Annotated in this window: 1 protein-coding gene; it reads right to left on the bottom strand. The window is 65.6% G+C overall.

Annotated elements, in window-relative coordinates; genetic code table 11:
• Window positions 1-35: 35 nt before the first annotated feature.
• Complete coding sequence (locus CH294_RS01090) at window positions 36-20,945, bottom strand: non-ribosomal peptide synthase/polyketide synthase (RefSeq protein ID WP_249304967.1); 20,910 nt, start codon at window positions 20,943-20,945, stop codon at window positions 36-38.
• Window positions 20,946-21,104: the final 159 nt, after the last annotated feature.

Genomic DNA, 21,104 nt, shown 5'->3' on the forward strand with positions numbered 1-21,104 from the left:
TCGGCGGGGATACGTGCCGCCGGGATCGCCGCCGCTCACGATGACGCGATCACCGACTCCGCACGTTCGATCAACGATGCCAGAGCCGTGGTGAGCCCTTGTGCACCGAGGGCCGGAAGTATGCCGGGCACCAGAGCGGACAATGTCACCGTCATGAGTGCCTGCGGCTTCATGGCACCGCCCATCGTCGCCGACGTCTGCGCCACTCTGGTGTTCATCGCCGCGAACGTCACTCGCGTCGACTCGTGCTCGAACGCGATCTCGTCCGGTGCCACGGCAGCGGCCTGCGCCACCAACTCGGGCAGGTCGTCGATCGTCTTCGGAGTGGCCTTGGGTGCGAACTCGGCCTTCTCGTCGTCGGTGAGAACGTCGATGGAGCCCACGGCCACCGTCGGATCGGCCGTGACCGATTCGAGGATCTTTCCGAAGCGCTCGGCGAAGGTCGCGACACTCGCCTCGGTGAACAGCGCCGTGGCGTAGGTGAACGTCGCCTCGATCGCAGCGAGTGATCCCGCCTCGTCGAACGACTCGACCGCGGTCAACTGCAGGTCGAACTTCGCCTGGTCGTCGCCGGCGTCGAGCGCATCGATGCGTAGTCCTGGCAGCTCGAACGTTCCGGTGGTGTGGTTCTGGAACGTCAGCATCACCTGGAACAACGGCGTGTACGCAGTGGACCTGGCCCGACCGAGCGCATCGACGAGCCGCTCGAACGGTACGTCCGCGTTGCCGAACGCAGCGAGATCGGTCTCCTTGGCCTGCTGCAGCAGATCCAGGAACGAATCGGCGCGCTGCACTCGGGTTCGCAGAACCAGGGTGTTGACGAACATGCCGACCAGGTCGTCCAGTTTCTGCTCACCGCGGCCGGCGCTCGGCGTGCCGATGCTGATGTCGGTGGAGTTGCTCAGCCGCGAGAGCAGGACAGCGAACGCGCTGTGGACCACCATGAACGTGGTGGCCGCGTGCTCGCGCGCGATCGCCTCGATGCGACCGGCGACATCCCGGCCGATGGTGAACCGATAGGCCGCGCCGTGCATCGACGGCCGAGCCGGACGCGGTGAATCCGTCGGCAGTTCGAGCACTTCCGGAGCTCCGGACAGTCGCTCGGTCCAGTAGGACAGCTGTCGGGCGAGCGCGCTGTCCGGGTCGGTCTCGCTGCCGAGTACCTCGCGCTGCCAGATCGCGAAGTCGGCGTATTGGACGTCGAGCGGCTCCCACGCGGGCATGCCTCCGTCGACGCGGGCCGTGTAGGCCACCATCACGTCACGGATGAGCGGGCCCATGGAGAAACCGTCGGCAGAAATATGGTGCGCAACGACGGCCAGTACGTGCTCGTCCGCACCGATCTCGAGCAGAGCTGCACGGACCGGCACCGCCGTCGTGACGTCGAAGCCGGTTCCCAGTACTTCCATCAGGCGGGCAGGCAACGCGTCTCGGTCGACCTTCTCCGGGGTCAGGTCGACCCCGACGTCGGCGACCGATCCGATGAGTTGCATCGGGCCGTCCGTGCCCTCCGGATACCGGGTCCGCAGAATCTCGTGTCGGGCCACCACGTCGTCGAACGCCGCCGCGAGAGCAGCTACGTCGAGCTCGCCGGTCAATCGGACCGCCACCGGGATGTTGTATGCGCCGGACTCCGGATCGACTCGGTTGATCGTCCACATCCGGTCCTGGGCCACCGAGAGCGGCAAGACTTCGGGCCGCGCGACCGAGGTCAGCTCCCGACGGGCTCCCCCACCGACGAGGGGCGCGATGTGAGCTGCGAGGCCCTCGACCGTCGAGGCGGTGAACACAGCGCGTACCGGAACTTGCGCATCGAGCGCCTGTCCGAGACGGGACACCAACTGCGTTGCGATCAACGAGTTTCCGCCGAGCGCGAAGAAATCGTCGTCTCGTCCGGCGCGGTCGAGGCCGAGCAGATCGACGACGGTCTGCGCGACGATCTCCTCGACGGGTCCCACCGGTGCCCGGAACTCGGCTGTCTCGAACTGCGGGTGCGGAAGTGCCGCGCGATCGAGCTTGCCGTTGGCGTTGAGCGGAAGCCGTTCGAGCACAACGAACGCGGCCGGGACCATGTACGACGGCAGCACGCGCGCGAGATCCTTCTCGGCCGCCGCCGTGTCGGGAGCCGATCCGTCGACACCCACCAGGTACGCGACCAACTGCTGACCGACCACCGAGTCCCGGTGGACCACCACGGCAGTCTCGGCGATCTGAGGCAGTGCGCGCACGGCGGCTTCGATCTCGCCGAGCTCGATCCTGAATCCCCGGATCTTGACCTGGAAGTCGACTCGGTCGACGTACTCGAGTCGTGCACTTTCGGCACCCTCGGAATCGCCGTCCGCCAGACGCCACCGCACCAGGTCTCCGGTGCGGTACATCCGCCCGCCGTCCACCGAGAACGGGTTCGCAACGAATCGTTCCGCAGTGAGATCCTGGCGGCCGAAGTACCCGCGTGCGAGCTGATCACCGGCGAGGTACAGCTCACCCGTGATTCCGGCCGGAACCGGGTGCAGACGCGAATCGAGAACGTGGACAGCAGTGTTCGCTTCCGGCACACCGATGGGAACGACAACCGTGTCGGCATCGGTCACCGGGTGAGCCGTCACCGACACGGCGGCCTCGGTCGGCCCGTACAGGTTGTACAGCTCGGCGGTGTTCCGACGCCGGAAGTCCTGCGCCAGAGCAGCCGGAAGTGCTTCGCCGATGGCCAGCACACGACGCAAGGAGGGTCCGAGGGAACCGCCTGCGACAGTGGTCAGCATCGTCAACGTCGACGGCACCAGATGCAGCGTCGTCACCTCGTGCTCGCGGATTGCCGCCAGGAGGTAATCCGGATCGCGATGCCCGTCGGGAGCCGCGATGACGACTCGTCCGCCCGACGTCGGCTGAGACCAGAACTCCCACACCGAGAGGTCGAACGTTGCCGCCGTCTTGAGCAGCGACGCGTCCTCGGTACCGAGGCCGTACTCCTCACGCATCCACTCGAGTTGATTGACGATGGCACCGTGGCTCACCGCGACGCCCTTGGGTCGCCCGGTCGAACCGGAGGTGAAGATGACGTACGCGGTGTTCTCCGGGCGCAGCAACGACGTCCGCTCGTGCGGAGCCACCGGCTCGGCGGCATAGCCGGACAGGTCCAGCTGTGTGATGTCGACGGCCGTCGCGACCGAGGCGATCCCGTCCTCGTCTGCACCGTTCGCGGCGACGAGCACACACAGGGGTTCGGCCGTCTCGAGGACGAACGAGTTGCGTTCGAAAGGCTGATCCGGGTCGAGCGGAACATACGCACCGCCCGCGGCCGAGATCGCGTACATGCCGACGAGGAGATCGACGGAGCGCCGAATTGCAAGGCCCACACGTACTTCGGGTCCGACCCCCACAGAGATCAGGTGACGCGCCAGCCGTGCGACGCGATCGGAGAACTCACCGTAGGTGAGTGTGCCGTCGTCGTGGATCAGAGCCACGGCGCTGCGATCTCGCGCGGCCGATGCAGCGAACAGGTCGGTCAGCGTGCTCTCGGAGATGCTGCGATCCGTGTCGTTCCAGCGCGAGACGATGGTCTCGCGCTCGTCGCCGAGCAGGAGATCCAGATCGCCGATGGCGGTCGCAGGCGATGCGACGATTGCGGCCAACAGTTGCTGGAACCGATCGACCAGAGTCCGGGCGGTTCGCTCGTCGAACAGATCTGTGGCGTAGGTCAACATCGCCCCGAACCCGCCGTGCTCCCCGCTCTGGGGGTCGCTCGATCCGGGCGTGTCGGTGACGATCAGGTGCAGATCGAACTGAGACGTCGTCGAGTCGGTGTCGAGTGCCGAGATGTCGAGACCGTCCAACTCGAAGCTGCGGCGCACGAAGTTCTGGAAGGAGAAACCCACCTGGAACAGCGGATGCCGAGCCGTCGAACGTGCCGGATTCACCACCTCGACCAGACGCTCGAACGGAATGTCCGCGTGTGCGAATGCCTGCAGGTCGGTCTCGCGAGCCGCGACCAGAAGGTCCTCGAAGCTGGCATCGGCGCGCGCGTCGAGACGCAACACCAACGTGTTGACGAACATGCCGACGAGATTCTCGATCTCCGCTTCGCCGCGGCCGGCGATCGGAGTACCGACCACGATGTCCTGCGATCCGGAGATGCGAGCCAGCAGTGTCGCGAATGCTGCGTGCACGGCCATGAACACCGTGGCGTTGTGGGTACGCGCGAGTGCGACCAGAGCAGCCTGGACCTCGGCATCGATGTGGAAATCGATGCGGCTGCCGCGGAAGGTCTGCTCGGCAGGCCGTGGGTGATCCAACGGCAGATCCAGTTGCTCGGGAAGGTCGGCCAACGCGTCCGTCCAGTACCGAATCTGTTGCGCTGCGATCGAGTCGGCATCGCCGTCGTCGCCGAGTACCTCCCGCTGCCACAGCGCGTAGTCGGCGTATTGGACGGCCAGTGGAGACCACTGCGGATCGGACCGGCGTGAGCGCGCGGCGTACGCCGTCATCACGTCGGTCGAGAGGGGAACGGTCGACAACCCGTCGGCACTGATGTGGTGGATGACCATTCCGAGCACGAACTCGGTGTCGGACACCCGAAAGAGCACCGCCTGCAACGGGATCGACGCGGTGACGTCGAAGGTGGTCGCCAACAGTTCACCGACGCGGGTAGCGACGGATTCGGCATCGGTGTCCACGACGGTGAGTGCTGTGCGCACCTCGGACATCGGCACGATCACCTGATGTGGTCCGTCCGGTGAGTCCGGGTACACCGAACGCAGGGTCTCGTGGCGTTCGATCACGTCGAGGACAGCCTGCTCGAGCGCGTCGACGTCGAGGTTGCCGCTCAAGCGCATCGCGAACGGGATGTTGTAGGCCGTCGACGAGTTGTCGAACCGGTTGAGGAACCACATGCGCTGCTGCGCGAGCGACAACGGGACGAAGTCCGGGCGCGGCCGCGCCACCAGCGCAGGGCGCTCGGGCCCGGAGCTGCGTTCGACACGGTGCGCCAGCGACTCGACCGTCGATGCCTCGAACAGCATCCGCACCGGCACGTTTCGGCCGAGGGCGGCACCGATCCGCGAAACCACCTGGGTTGCAACGAGCGAGTTTCCACCGAGCTCGAAGAAGTCGTCGTCGAGTCCGACGCGATCCACTCCCAGCACACCGGCGAAGACACCGGCAACGATCTCCTCGATCGGGGTGGACGGCGAACGGAACTGCCGAAGCTGAGCTGCGGGCGCGGGAAGCGCGCGCCGGTCGAGCTTTCCGTTGACCGTCAACGGAATGGTGTCGAGTACGACGAACGCGGACGGCACCATGTAGTCGGGGAGGTTCTCGGCGACCGACGAGCGCAGGGTGTCGACGTCCACGACAGCACCCGCAGCGGGCACCACGTATGCAACCAGTCGCGCCGAGCCCGGAGTGTCCTCGCGAGCGATCACGGCTGCCTGGCCCACGGTCGCCGCTGCGACGACAGCGGATTCGACCTCGCCCAGCTCGATCCGGAATCCGCGGATCTTGACCTGATCGTCGGCTCGCCCGACGAACTCGAGTTCGCCCGAACCGGACCACCGTGCGACATCGCCGGTGCGGTACAGCACCGATCCGTCCGCAGCGAACGGATCGGCCACGAAACGGGTGGCGCTCAATCCTGCTCGTCCGAGATATCCGCGCGCGACCTGGCCGCCCGAGACGTACATCTCGCCGGGAACTCCGACCGGAAGAAGCCCGAGCCGGGAGTCGAGTACGTAGACCGCGAGTCCTGTAATCGCCCGTCCCACCAGAGATCCCGAGGCGGACGCGGCCGAGGTCACATCGAGCTCGCGGTGCGACACGTGCACCGTGGTCTCGGTGATTCCGTACATGTTGACCAGTCGCGGACGACTGTCACCGTGCCTGGCGAACCAACCGGACAGCCTGCGCAGCTCGAGTGCCTCGCCACCGAAGATCACGAACCGCAGCGCGTAATCGGCCGCTGTGGCGGCGGTTCGATCGGCCTCGTCCAACTGGTAGAAGGCCGACGGTGTCTGGTTGAGCACGGTGACCCGCTCGGAAACCAGCAACTCGCGCAGAGCTTCCGGTGACCGTGACGTGTAGTAGTCCACGACGACCACGGTGCCGCCGGTGGTGAGCGGCCCCCACAGCTCCCAGACCGAGAAGTCGAAAGCGAAGGAATGGAACAGCGTCCACACGTCCTCGGGACCGAAGTCGAACTCGCTCTGTGTGTTCGCGAGCAGGCGAACGACATTGCGATGCGGAATCACCACGCCCTTGGGCTTACCGGTTGACCCCGACGTGTAGATCACGTAGGCGACGTGTGCGTCGGAGCGCGGTGAACGCAGTTCGGTCGGGTTCAACGGCGCAGTGTCGACCGCGTCGTCGGACGAGTCGATCTCTACCCGCGGCAATGTCGTCGGCAGATCCACCTCGACCCCGGACCAGGTCAACAGGGCGGCAGGACGCGAGTCGGTCAGCACGAACTCGATGCGATCGGCCGGGTAGGACGGATCGATCGGGACGTAGCCGCCACCTGCTTTGAGCACGCCGAGCAAGCCGACGACGAGGTCGGTGGACCGCGGAAGAACCACGGCGACAAGGCTTTCCGCCCCCACTCCGACCGCCGACAGGCGGCGGGCCAGAGCATTGGATGCCTCGTCGATCTGCCGGTAGGTCGAGCTGCGATCGCCGAACACCACGGCAACCGATTCGGGTGCCTCGGCGGCGCGAGCGGCGAACAGGTCCACCAGCGTCTCCGGCGTATCCGCGACGGCGGGTGCCGTACGGGCAAGCGCCAGAACGTGGTCACGCTCGGCCGTGTCCATCAACTCGATGGTTCCCACCGGAGCGCTGTAGTTCTCGGCGACCGTGTCGAGAATGCGCAACAACCGGGTACCGAAGCTGCGGGCGGTGTCCTCGTCGTAGAGGTCGCGAGCATAGGTGACGTCTAGTCGCGTGCTGCCGTCGGCATTGTCGGTGAACGTGAACTGCAGATCGAACTTGGCCGTGACGATGTCGAGGTCGAGTCCGCGCACGTGCAGTCCGGGCAGCTCGAGTTCGGTCTGCTCCATGTTCTGCACGGTCAGCATCACCTGGATCAACGGGTGTCGCGCGGCCGAACGAGCCGGATCGAGAGCCTCCACGAGACGCTCGAACGGTACGTCCGCGTGGCCGAAGGCCGACAGATCCGTTTCCCGAACATGTTCCAGCGCAGCGACGAACGACGAATCCAACGCGACGTCCGTGCGCAACACCAGGGTGTTGACGAACATGCCGATCACATCGTCCAGTGCCGCGTCGCCGCGGCCTGCGACCGGCGTACCGATCGCGATGTCCCGCTCACCCGACAGTCGCGCGAGCAGTACGGCGAGTGCGGTGTGCAGCACCATGAACAGAGACGACCGATGGTCGCGGGCCAGATCCACCAGGCTCGCCCGGGTTACAGCACCGACAGTGAGGACGACGTTTCCGCCGCGATACGACGCGGTGTCCGGGCGAGGCCGATCACCGGGGAACGTGATTTCGTCGGGTAGTCCGGACAGCGTGTGCGACCAATGCCGAATCTGCGTCGCGATCGGCGACTGCGGGTCGTCCTCGGAACCGAGCTCCGCGAGCTGCCACAGGGTGTAGTCCACGTAGCGAACCGGCAGTGGCTCCCAGTTCGGTGCCGCGCCGGAAGACCTGGCCCCGTAGGCGATCATCAGATCACGGGTCAACGGTCCCATCGAGTAGCCGTCGGCAGCGATGTGGTGGGTCACGAACGCAAGGACGTGACGGTCCTGTTCGATCTGCAGCAACGCTGCGCGCAGCGGCGGTACCGTCGCAACGTCGAATCCGCCCATGAACAGATCGGTGAGCGCACCGACGACCTCGGCCTCGGCGACCGAACGGGCGTGCAGTTCCGGAACCACCAGCGCGGCGTCGACGATGACCTGCGACGCAGTTCCGTCGACCTCGGGATACATCGTGCGCAACGACTCGTGGCGCTCGACGACGTCGGCGACGGCGGCAGCCAGGGCTTCGACGTCGAGCGTGCCGGTCAGCTCGATGGCCACCGGAAGGTTGTTCGTTGCGGCGTCGACGTCGAACTGGTTCAGGAACCACATTCGGCGTTGCGCGAGCGACAGCGGGATCGTCTCGGGCAACTCGATGCGCACCAACGACTTTCGTCCACCGGAACCGGTCTGTTCGTCGAGTCGGGCTGCGAGCGCAGACACCGTGGCGGCCTCGAAGATCGCGCGAACCGACACGGTGGTGTCGAGTGCGACGCCGATACGCGACGCCACTCTCGTCGCCACCAGTGAGTTTCCACCGAGTGCGAAGAATTCGTCGTCCGCACCCACTCGGTCCACGCCCAGAATCTCGCGGAACACATCGGACACAACCATTTCCGTGGCCGTGCTCGGTGCTCGGAACTCGCGCTGAACGATCTCGGGATCCGGGAGCGATCGACGGTCGAGCTTGCCGCTCGGTGTGAGTGGCAGGGAATCGAGCACGACGAACGCCGCAGGGACCATGTACGAGATCAATGAACCCGCGGCTGTCTCGGTCAGCTCGGCCGGGTCGAGGGTCGACCCAGGAGTAGGCACGACGTACGCGACGAGCTGATCGCCGGTCACCTCGCTCGAATGCACGAGCACCACAGCCGATCCGACACCCGGATGGCGCCGCAACACGGTTTCGATCTCGCCCAGTTCGATGCGCAGACCGCGAAGCTTGACCTGGAAGTCGGTGCGGCCCAGGTATTCCAGGACCCCACCCGATCCGGCGATGCCCGGACGGTTCTCGTCACGCCAACGGACCAGGTCGCCCGTGCGATACATTCTGTCGCCGCGCTCGCCGTAGGGGTCGGCGACGAAACGGTCGGCGGTCAGATCGGAACGGTCCAGATATCCGCGCGCCAACTGCACACCCGCGAGGTAGAGCTCGCCGGCGACTCCGGGAGCAACCGGTCGCAAACGTGAATCCAGCACGTACGTGTGGGTGTTCCACACCGGGGCACCGATCGGCACCACGTCGACGTCGGCCTCCGTCACGTCGTACGAGGTCACCTCGACCGCAGCCTCGGTCGGACCGTACAGATTGTGCAGTGTCGTGTTCGGCAACACGGCCCGTAGTCGAGCGCCCACGCCAGCGGACAGAGCCTCACCGGACGCGAACACCATCCGCAGAGACTCGGCGCGCGAAACACCGTCCTCTCCGACGAACACCTCGAGCAGTGCAGGCACGAAATGAGCAGCGGTGATGGATCGTTCGACGATGAGATCGACGAGATACGTGGGGTCGCGGTGACCGTCCGGTTTCGCGATCACCAACGTCGCACCGATCTGCAACGGGAAGAACAGCTCCGGTACCGAGACGTCGAACGTCACCGGGGTCTTCTGCAGCATCACGTCGTCGGCAGTCAGAGGGAAGTGCTCTCGCATCCACGACAGGCGGTTGACGATGGATATGTGTGTCACCGCAACACCCTTGGGGGTACCGGTGGAACCCGAGGTGAAGATGACGTACGCGGCGTTCGACGGCAGCAGTGGGGCACGTCGATCCGCGTCACCGATCGGAGCGTCCGACACGTCGAGACCCGCGGCCGAATTCTCGGCGATGTCGAGAACGGGGACGTCCGAGACGAAGGAGAACCCGTCGCGGTCGGTCGTCAGGATGCAGACCGGAGCCGCGGTGTCGAGGATGTGGCCCGTACGTTCGGCAGGCTGGTCCGGATCGATGGGTACGTAGGCACCGCCGGCCGTGACGATGGCATGAATGGCGACGAGCAGCTCGATCGACCGACGAGCGGCGACGGCAACCGATGTCTCCGGCCCGACTCCGCGAGAGATCAGCACGCGAGCGAGTCGGTTGACGCGACTCGAGAACTCCGCGTACGTCAGCGACTCACCCTCGAACACCAGAGCCGTTGCGTCCGGGGTCTTCTCGACCTGGGCCTCGAACAACGAGACCAAGGTCTGCGAGCGGTCGACGGGATGCTCGGTGTCGTTCCACTCACGGAGGACTCGGGTGCGTTCACTGTCGTCGAGAAGCTCGATCTCGCCGACCACGGCCGCGGGGTTCTCCGCGACCGAACCCAGGACGGTGACCAACCGCTCGCACAGAACGAGGACGGTGTCCTCGTCGAACAGATCCGTCGCGTAGGTGACGTCGACGACCATGCCCTGTGGGGCACCGGCCGGACCGATCTTCTCCACGAAGGTGAATTGGAGATCGAACAGCGAGACCACGGTTTCGAAGTCGACGGTGGACACCGACAGTCCCGGCAGTTCCAGGTCTTTCTGACCCAGGTTCTGGAACGCGAGCACCACCTGCACGAGGGGATGACGAGCCGTGGATCGGGCGGGATTGAGGATTTCGACCAGTCGCTCGAACGGTACGTCCACGTGAGCCAGAGCCGACAGGTCGGTTTCTCGGGCGTCGGCAAGCACCTGGTCGAACCGCCGGGACGTATCGATCTCGGTGCGCAGGACCAGGGTGTTGACGAACATGCCGATCAGGTCGTCGAGAGCGGCCTCGCCACGACCGGCCACCGGAGTGCCGATCGCGATGTCGGCTTCACCGGACAAGCGCGACAGCAATACCGCCAGCGAGGTGTGCACCACCATGAACAGCGAGGCGTTCTCGGCTCTCGCGGCGTCGATCAGGCCGCGATGCAGATCCTCGTCGATCGAGAAGCGCACCAGCGCACCGCTGTTCGAGGCAACGGCGGGCCGCGGACGATCCGACGGCACATCCAACTGGTCGGGTAGACCGGCCAATGCCGTTGTCCAGTAGTCGATCTGCTGCGAGACGATGGAGGTGGGATCGCTCTCGGAACCGAGGACCTCGCGCTGCCAGAGGCTGTAGTCGGCGTAATCGACCGGCAGCGGAGACCAGTACGGTTCCTGGTTCATCGACCGCGCGGCATAGGCATTCATCACGTCACGAGTCAGCGGACCCAGAGAGAATCCGTCGGCCGCTATGTGATGGACGACGAACACGAGCAGGTGCTCGGTGGGACTGACCTCGAACAGCCTCGTCCGGAACGGCAGGTCCTTGGACAGGTCGAAGCCGGTGGTGGCCAGTTCGCGCATCGCGTCCGCCACGTCGTGTGCGGCTATGTCGACAGGCGTCAGGTCGGGGGTGGCCGACTGCGCGTCGACGATCACCTGATGTGCGGTGCCGTCCGTCTCGGGGAACACCGTGCGCAGAGACTCGTGCCGAGCAACGACGTCGGACACCGCGATCTGCATCGCGCGGCGGTCGAGCAGACCGGACAGGCGCACGGCGATCGGGATGTTGTTGGCTGCCGATTCCACGTCGAACTTGTTCAGGAACCACATCCGCTGCTGGGCCAACGACAGCGGTATGTGTTCCGGCCGATCCTGCGGCACCAGTGGCGGGCGACTACCGGTGGCGACCAGCGTGCCCAACCGAGCAGCGAGGTCGGCCACTGTCGACGTGTCGAAGAGCTCCCGCACCGCGATGCGGGTATCCAGAGCGACGCCCAGCCTGGACACCAACTGTGTTGCGATGAGCGAATTTCCGCCGAGATCGAAGAAGTCGTCGTCGAGACCGACCCGCTCGATACCCAGCACCTGAGCAAAGACGTCGGCGACGACACGTTCGATCTCGTTCGTCGGTTCCCGGTACTCGGTCACCTCGAAGGCGGGATCGGGCAACGTCTTTCGATCGAGCTTTCCGCTCGCGCCCAGTGGGAATTCCGCGAGCACGATGAGAGTCGACGGCACCATGTATTCCGCCAGTCGTGCCCGAAGCGCGGCCAGTACGGCTCCGGTGTCCACCGAGGCACCGGACGGTACGACGTACCCGACGAGTTGTTCGCGGCGCACGACGACGACCGCCTGGGAGATCGAACGCTGCGCCAGCAGTGCAGATTCGATCTCGCCGAGTTCGATGCGCAGGCCGCGAAGCTTGACCTGGAAGTCCGAACGTCCGACGTATTCCAGTTCGCCGTGTCGGTTCCATCGCACGACGTCGCCGGTGCGGTAGAGACGAGCTCCACCCGTCGCGAACGGATGCGCCACGAATCGATCCGCGGTCAGATCGGGGCGACCGACGTAGCCACGAGCCAACTGTGTACCCGCAAGATAGAGCTCACCCGCGACTCCGACGGGAGTGGGGTTCAGTCGCGAATCCAACACGTACACCGCGGTGTTCCACACCGGAGCACCGATCGGCATGACATCCGAGTCTTCGTCCGTCACAGCGTGATACGTCACGTCGACCGCGGCCTCCGTCGGACCGTACAGGTTGTGCAGCGCCACTCCCCCGATCGCGCGGCGCAGTGCCCGGGCCGTGGTGGGAGCCAGAGCCTCACCGGAGGCGAACACCAGCCGCAGGGAGGCACCGGACGTCCTGCGCCGTTCTACCTCCGGAACGAAGACGGACATCATGGAGGGCACGAAGTGCACCACCGAGACATGCTCGCGTGCAATGACATCGAGCAGGTACAACGCGTCTCGGTGACCGTCCGGGACGGCGATGGCCACGGAAGCGCCGTTCTGCAGGGCCCAGAAGAACTCCCACACCGACACGTCGAAGGTCGACGGAGTCTTCTGCAGCACCACGTCGTCGGTATTCAACCGGTACTCGTGCTGCATCCACAGCAGGCGGTTGACAATCGCTTCGTGCGACACCCCGACGCCCTTGGGTCGGCCTGTCGATCCGGACGTGAAGATCACGTATGCGGTGTTCGAGGGTCGTAGCGGGGCGATTCGATCGGCATCGGTCAGCGGAGCCGACGACAGCGTCGACACGTCGAGCGTGTCGATGTCGATCGTTTCGACTCCGGCGAACTCCACGTGATCGCGCGTGATGGACAGCACTCGAATCGGTGCCGCCGTGGCCACGATGTACTCGTTGCGGTCGGCCGGCTGCTTCGGGTCGATCGGAACGTAACCCGCCCCCGCCTTGACGATCGCATACATGCCGACGAACAGGTCGAGGCTTCGACCGACAGCGAGTCCGACGAGGGAGTCGGGCTCGACTCCGATCGAAACCAGATAACGCGCAAGGCGATTGGCTTTCGCGGCGAACTCCGCATACGTCAGCCGCTCCCCCTCGAACACCAGCGCCGGCGCATCGGGAGTCTCGGCGACCTGACGGTCGAACAGGTCGACGAGCGTCACCTGCTTCGGCACGTCGTGTTCGGTGTGGTTCCACGCCGTCACGACTCGCGCGCGCTCACCGTCGTCGAGAAGATCGATGTCTCCCACCGACACCGACGGATCGGCCACCACTGCGGTGAGCATCCGCACGAAGCGATCGGAGAAGCCGCGCACCGTCTCCGCATCGAACAGGTCGGTCGCGTACGTCAACTCGGCGGCCATGCCTTGTCCGCGCCCGTCCACTCCGATCGACTCGGTGACGGTCAGCTGAAGATCGAACTTCGCCACCTCGGCATCGAGGGCGACGCTGTCCACCGACAGACCTGGCAGGTCCACGTGCGTACGAGTGAGGTTCTCGAACGAGAGCATCACCTGGAAGAGCGGATGCCGCGCCTGCGAACGCGACGGATTCAGCACCTCGACCAAGCGCTCGAACGGAAGGTCGGCGTGCCCGAACGCACCGAGCGCTACTTCTCTTGCGCGCCCGATCTGCTCCGAGAACGTGCGACCCGCTTCGATATCGGTACGCAGTACGAGCGTGTTGACGAACATGCCGACCACGTCGTCGAGGGCTGCGTCGCCGCGACCGGCGACCGGGGTGCCGATCGCAATGTCCTCGGTGCCCGAGAGGCGCGCGAGCAGCACCGCCAGAGCAGCGTGGACGACCATGAACAGTGACGCGTTGTGCGTATGGGCCAGCGAAGAGAGGCCGCGATGGACCTCGGCCGGCACCTCGAAGCGGATCGACGAGCCCTGGTAGGACTGGCGATTCGGTCGAGGTCGGTCGGTCGGCAGATCGAGCTGATCCGGCAACCCGGCCAGCATCTGAGCCCAGTAGTCGACCTGGCCGGAGATCAGCGATTCCGGATCGTCCTCGGATCCGAGAACCGAGCGCTGCCACAGGCTGTAATCGGCGTACTGCACCTCCAACGGCATCCATGCCGGGTTCTCCCAGGCAGTGCGCGAGGCATACGCGATCATGATGTCGCGCGCCAGCGGGCCCATGGACCATCCGTCGGCCGAAATGTGGTGCACCACCATGGCGATGACGTGTTCACGAGGGCCGATCTCGAACAGTCGGGCCTGAATCGGAACATTGACGGTCACGTCGAACGTCGTCGAAGCCAACGTGAAAACCTGCCGCTGGATGTCGGCCGCAGACGTCGGAATGGGCATCAGATTCGGCACCGTCTGAGCGGCGTCGAGAATGGACTGCTGTGGGCCGTGGGCGGTATCGGGGTACACCGTGCGCAGCGACTCGTGCCGGTCGATCACGTCCATGATCGCAACCTGCAGTGCCGCGACATCCAGCTCGCCGGTCAACTTCAACGCGAACGGAATGTTGTACGCGGTGGAATCGGCGTCGAACCTGTTGAGGAACCACATTCGCTGCTGCGCCAGCGACAGCGGGATTCGCTCCGGCCGCACCGCCGCGACCAGCGCGGTGCGTCCACCTTCGCCCGCGGCTTGCTCGACCCGCACCGCGAGCAGGGCGACGGTCGAGGCCTCGAACAACATGCGCACCGGAACAGTGGCATCGAGTGCCACTCCCAATCGTGAGACCACCTGGGTGGCGATCAACGAGTTGCCGCCTAGCTCGAAGAAGTCGTCGTCGAGCCCCACCCGCTCGACCCCGAGCACGTCTGCGAAGACGTCGGCGACGATCTCCTCGATCGGCGTGGTCGGAGCGCGGAACTCGCGTACCTCGAACACCGGTGCCGGCAGTGCCCGGCGATCGAGCTTGCCGTTGACCGTCAACGGAATGGCGTCCAGCACAACGAAAGCAGACGGCACCATGTATTCCGGAAGAGCTGCAGCGATACCGGCCCTGAGGTCTTCGATGTCGACGATCGGGCGACCCTCGACCGCAGCGGAGACCACGTACGCCACCAGACGCGCCGCGCCCGGCGAATCCTCACGAACGACGACGGCAGCCTGGGTGACCGTCGGCTGCGCTGTCACCGCAGCCTCGACCTCGCCCAGCTCGATGCGGAATCCGCGCACCTTGACCTGATCGTCCGAGCGTCCGAGGTACTCGAGTTCTCCCCCGGCGTTCCATTGCGCGAGGTCACCCGTTCGGTACAGCAGCGCCCCATCCTCGGACCCCGAGGCGAACGGGTTCGCCACGAAGCGGGTCGATGTCAGCGCTCGGCGACCCAGGTAACCGCGGGCGAGTTGTCCACCACCGACGTACATTTCGCCGGGAACACCCACCGGAACCGGATGCAGTCGGGTATCGAGCACGAACACGCGCAGACCGGCGATCGGCTTGCCGACCACCGATGCACTGGTCCCCACGGACGCAGAACCGAGCTCACGGTACGACACGTGGACGGTGGTCTCGGTGATGCCGTACATGTTGATCAGCCGCGGTGCGGTGTCCCCGTGCCGCTCGAACCACCCGGTGAGCCGACGCTGCTCGAGTGCTTCACCGCCGAAGATCACGTACCGCAGCGACAGCTCACCTCCGTCGGTCACCGCGACGCGATCGGCCTCGGAGAGCTGATAGAACGCCGATGGCGTCTGGTTCAGCACTGTCACCCGCTCGTCGACGAGCAGTCGGTGGAATGCCTCCGGCGATCGCGAGGTGAAGTAGTCCACGACCACCAATGTGCCGCCGTAGAGCAACGGGCCCCACAGCTCCCACACCGAGAAGTCGAATGCGTAGGAGTGGAACATGGTCCACACGTCGTCGGCACCGAAGCCGTAGACCGAATCGGTGTTGGCGAGCAGCCGAACCACGTTGCGATGCGGCACCATCACGCCCTTGGGTCGACCGGTCGAGCCCGAGGTGTAGATGACGTAGGCGACGTTGTCGGGACGCAGGGGACGCGTCCGTTCTTCGTCGGTGACGACGCCGTCCGCCATCGACACGAGATCGACGGTGTCCATGTCGAGCAACGTTGCGCCGGTGTGTGATTCGACATCCACCGGCAACTCGACGCCTTCGGCACCGGAGTACAGCACGGTGGTGGGTCGGGCATCGTCGAGCATGTACTCGACGCGGTCGAGCGGGTAGCTCGGATCCACCGGAAGATAACCGCCGCCGGCCTTGACGACCGCCACGAGGGCGACGATGAGCTCTGCCGACCTCGGCAGGGCGACGGCGACCAGGCTCTCGGGGCCGACGCCATGGGAGATCAGGACTCGGGCAAGACGATTGGTGCGGGCGTCGAACTCGGCGTACGTCATCGACGTGCCGCCGAAGCGCACCGCGACGGCGTTCGGCTTCTCGGACGCCGCTGCGTTCAGGAGGTCGACCAGCGTTACCTCACGAGAGACGTCGACTCCCGACGCGTTCCATTGCGATGCCACGCATTCGTACTCCGCGGCATCGACGATGTCGACGTCACCGACAGGAACCGTCGGGTCGATGGTGACAGCGTCCAGAATGTCGAGGAATCGGCGCGCGAAACTGTTCACGAGTTCTGCATCGAAGAGATCTGTGGCGTACTCGAACACCGCGTCGATGCCCGCGGGCACTCCGTCGTCGAGGTGCTCGGTCAGCCACAGCTGGACGTCGAATTTGGCGATGGGAACATCGAATTCGGCGGCTTCCGCGCGGAGTCCACCGACTTCGAGCTCGCGCGACATCGCAGATTCCAACGAGATCGCAACCTGGAACAACGGATGCCTCGACGTCGAGCGCACCGGATTGAGCACCTCGACGAGTCGCTCGAACGGCACATCCGCGTGGGCGTACGCAGACAGGTCGGTGTCGCGGACTCGTTCGAGCAGTTCCTCGAACGTCAACGCGGGATCGACGTCGGTGCGCAACACGAGGGTGTTGACGAACATGCCGACCAGGTCGTCGAGTGCGGGCTCGCCGCGGCCCGCAACCGGTGCTCCGATGGCGATGTCGGTGGTGCCGCTCAGTCGGGCGAGCAGCAGCGCGTACGCGGCCTGCATCACCATGAACAGCGAGGCGTTGTTCGCGCGCGCCAGGTGTGCCAACGAGGCGTGCAGCCCCGCCGGAACGTCGACGCGCAGCTTGCTGCCGGCGTTCGAGGACACCGCAGGGCGCGGCCTGCTCGACGGCAGGGCCAGCTGATCGGGCAGATCCTCGAGAGTCGCGCTCCAGTAGGCGATTTCACGGGAGGCCATCGACAGAGGATCGGTCTCGGGGCCGAGCACAGCCCGCTGCCACAATGCATAGTCCGCGTACTGGACCTCGAGCGGCGTCCATTCCGGTGCGCGCCCGTTGATCCGGCTCGCGTAGGCCACGAGCACGTCCCGTGCGAGCGGACCGAACGACGCCCCGTCGGCGGCGATGTGGTGCAGCACCATGGCGAGTTCGTGCTCGGTCGGTGAGATCTCGAAGAGCGCGATTCGGAAGGGTGTGTCGACCGTGACGTCGAAGCCCTTTCCGACCAGTTCGTGCAGGCGGCCGCCCAGGTCGCGGCGGTCGATGCGCACCGGCAGGATCGTTGCCGGGGTGCGAGCTGCCTCGAGCACGACCTGCTCGGGTGAGCCGTCCACCTCGGGGTACACGGTCCGCAACGTCTCGTGTCGATCGACGACGTCGGCGAATGCAGCCGACAGGGCGACCACGTCGAGGGGGCCGGTCAGACGGACGGAGAACGGCAGGTTGTACACCGCAGTGGTGGGGTCGAAACGGTTGAGGAACCACATGCGCTGCTGCGCAGGCGAAAGCGGGATGCGCTCGGGCCGTTCCTTGGCCTCCAGCACCGGTACGTCCGCGCCGAGCCGAGCCGCCGATTCCGCCCTGGCCGCGAGCGCGCCGACGGTGGGAGCCTCGAACAGCTCCCGGACGCCGAGCCGCACTCCCAGTGCACTGCCCACTCGGGTCACCAACTGAGTAGCGATCAGCGAGTTGCCACCGAGCTCGAAGAAGTCTTCGTCCAGACCGACCTTGGAGGCCCCGAGCAGATCCTCGTAGATGCCCGCCACCACGTAGTCCGCACGGCTCTTCGGTGCCCGATACTTCTTCGCGCTGCTGAACACGGGTTCCGGCAACGCTTTTCGATCCAGCTTTCCGCTGGTGTTCAGCGGGAGAGAATCGAGGACGACCACCGCCGCGGGCACCATGTACGACGGCAACGCGTGTCCTGCGAATTCGATTGCTGCTGCGGATTCGATGGATCGCCCCGGAGCCGCGACCACATAGGCCACCAACTGGTCACCGGTGACCGTCTGCGCCACCAGAGTCACTGCCTGCGAGATGGATTCGTGGGAGAGCAGAACCGTCTCGATCTCGCCGAGCTCGATGCGCTGGCCGCGGAACTTGACCTGAAAATCGGTGCGTCCTATGTAATCCAGAACTCCGTCACTACGCCAGCGCACGAGGTCGCCGGTGCGGTACATCCGGTCGCCGCCGACGCCGAACGGATTGGCCACGAAGCGATCCGAACTCAGATCCGGCCGGCCCACGTACCCGCGCGCGAGCTGCACTCCGGCGAGGTAGAGCTCACCCGACTCGCCGATCGGTGTGGGGCGCAAGCGACTGTCGAGAACGAACGCCTTCGTGTTCCATTCGGGCACACCGATCGGAACTGTCCGACTGTCCTGCGGGCCGCTGGGGTAGTACGTCACGGAGACGGCAGCCTCGGTGGGGCCGTAGAGATTGTGCAGTCCCGCAGGGGATATCGCCCGGAACGACGCGGCGGTCTCGACCGGCAGCGCCTCACCGATCACGAACACGTGTCGCAGCGAACTGCACGTGTGCACCGGCGCATTGGCGACGAAGACCGTCAACATGGACGGCACGAAATCGGTGACGGTGACTCGGTGTTCGGCAATCTTGTTGGCCACGTACACCGAATCGCGATGCCCATCGGGTGTCGCGAGCACCATCGTCGCGCCGACCCGCAACGGAAGGAAGAACCCCCAGAGCGAGACGTCGAAGGTGGTGGCCGTCTTCTGCAGATAGACGTCGGAGGCGTCCATCGGGTACTCCGCGAGCATCCACTCCATCTGGTTGTGGATCGCCCGATGCTCGACCGCCACGCCCTTCGGTCGTCCGGTCGAGCCGGACGTGTAGATCACGTATGCGGTGTTCGAAAGACGCAGTGGCGCGGTACGTTCGGCGTCGCGGATCGGCGTGGTGGACCGCGAGGCGTAGTCGAGAAGATCGACTGCCACCGTCTCGGTTCCATCGGGCAGGGCAACGTCGTCGGACGAGGAGATCAACACACAGCGCGGCTGCGCGGAGTCCAGGATGTACGCCGTGCGCTCGGCGGGGTGGTCGGGATCGATCGGCACCCAGGCACCGCCGGCCGCCACGACGGCGTACATGCCGACGACGAGGTCGAACGAACGACGGATCGAGAGTCCGACGAGCGTCTCGGGGCCTACGCCCATCTCGATCAGGTGTCGAGCGAGCACGTTCACTCGCGCCGCGAGATCGCCGTAGGTGAGCGCCTCGCCCTCGTACACGAGCGCTGTTGCGCCGGGATTCGCTGCAGCTGCCGCTTCGAAGGCCGACAGCAGCGTGAGCGGGTCGGTTTCGTGATCGGTGGCGTTCCATTGCGCCACGACCAACTCACGCTCGTCACCGTCCGTCAGCGCGAGATCCCACACCCGATCGTTCGGCGCCGACGCCACGAACCGACCGATGAAGTCGACGAACCGTTCGTGGTTTCGCCCGGACTGCTCCGACCCGTACAAGTTGGGGTTGGACTCGAAGTCGATGTGGGTCGAGGAACCGGCCACGCTCGTGTACAGGTTGAGCCCGAAATCCTCGATCAGGCCGGTGGAGAGGATGTTGATGCCGCCGACCATCGAACCCAGGCGTACCTCGCCGAAGAACAGCATGATGTTGACCCACGGGCCGAAGAACGATGCCTGACCGCTGGCACCGCCCGCGTCACGGCGAATGTCCTCGTGCCGGTATCGCTGGTGCCGCAGGGCTCCGGAGACCTCGGCGTTGACGCGTCCGAGAAGGGTTTCGACGGTGGTGTCGCCTGCGACATCGAGCCGCAGAGGCACGACGTTGGAGACCATTCCGCCGGAGCGGCGAAGGACCGCGGTGGTACGCGCAGTCACCGGGAGCGAGAGCACGACGTCCTCGCGGCCGGTCATCTGAGCGAGGTAGGCGGCGAAAGCACCGATGACGATGGTGGCCATGGTCGTGTCGGTCCGGGCGCGCAGGGCCTCGAGCCGTTCCATGGTTTCGGCGGACAGAGCTGTGCTGTCGATCTGACTCTTCGCCGCGGGCGGTGCCGTGTGACCGGCCAGGGTGGTGACCCCGTCGATGCCCTCGATGCGCGACGCCCAGTACTCGCGGTCGGCCTCGAAGCGGGTCGAGTCTCGGTAGGCCACGTCGATGTCGTAGACCTTGGTCAGATCCGACGCCAGATTCTTGGTCGGCTCGACGCCGTCCACTTCTGCCGTGTACAGCTCCGCCGCGCGGTTCATGAAGGTGACGGCACCGAAACCGTCGAGCACCACGTGGTGAACGCGCTCGTACCAGAACCACACATCGTCGTCCAGGCGCAGAACGGTGGCGGCGATCAACCGGTCTCGGAGGATGTCGATGGGCGCGCTGTAGTCGTCGTGCATCCACTTCAGAGCGGCGGCGCGCGGGTCGGCTTCACCGCGCAGGTCCAAGCAGTTCAGGGAGTCGTCGAGAGTGGGGTCGACGGTCTGCCGAGGCTCGGCATCGACCTCGAGGAGACGCACGAATCCGGACTGCAGCTCGAGCGCAGCCTGGGACGAGGCCCGGCGGAGAAGCTCCACATCGAGATCACCGTGCAGTTCGATGTACTGGGCGATGTTCGCGGGTACCGCCGGGTCCACGTGCTGCGCGAACCACATTCCCAATTGGGCCGGTGACAGGGGGAACGACGAATGCTCAGGACTGCCGACTCCGTCGTCGTGTCCAGCACCTTCCACACCTAGCGGGTCCAATCGATGCCTCTCTTTCCCACAATCACACGCGCCCCCACCGGCTGCTGAACCAGCAGCGATCGGTGGGCACCGAACACGTCGAGCAAGTTGCTTACTTCGATCTCTATTTTCTCACCGGCGACAACTCGAAGTTACCTTTCAGTA

This window comes from Rhodococcus sp. 14-2483-1-1, assembly GCF_002259335.1.
In the GTDB taxonomy this organism is placed as follows: domain Bacteria; phylum Actinomycetota; class Actinomycetes; order Mycobacteriales; family Mycobacteriaceae; genus Rhodococcoides.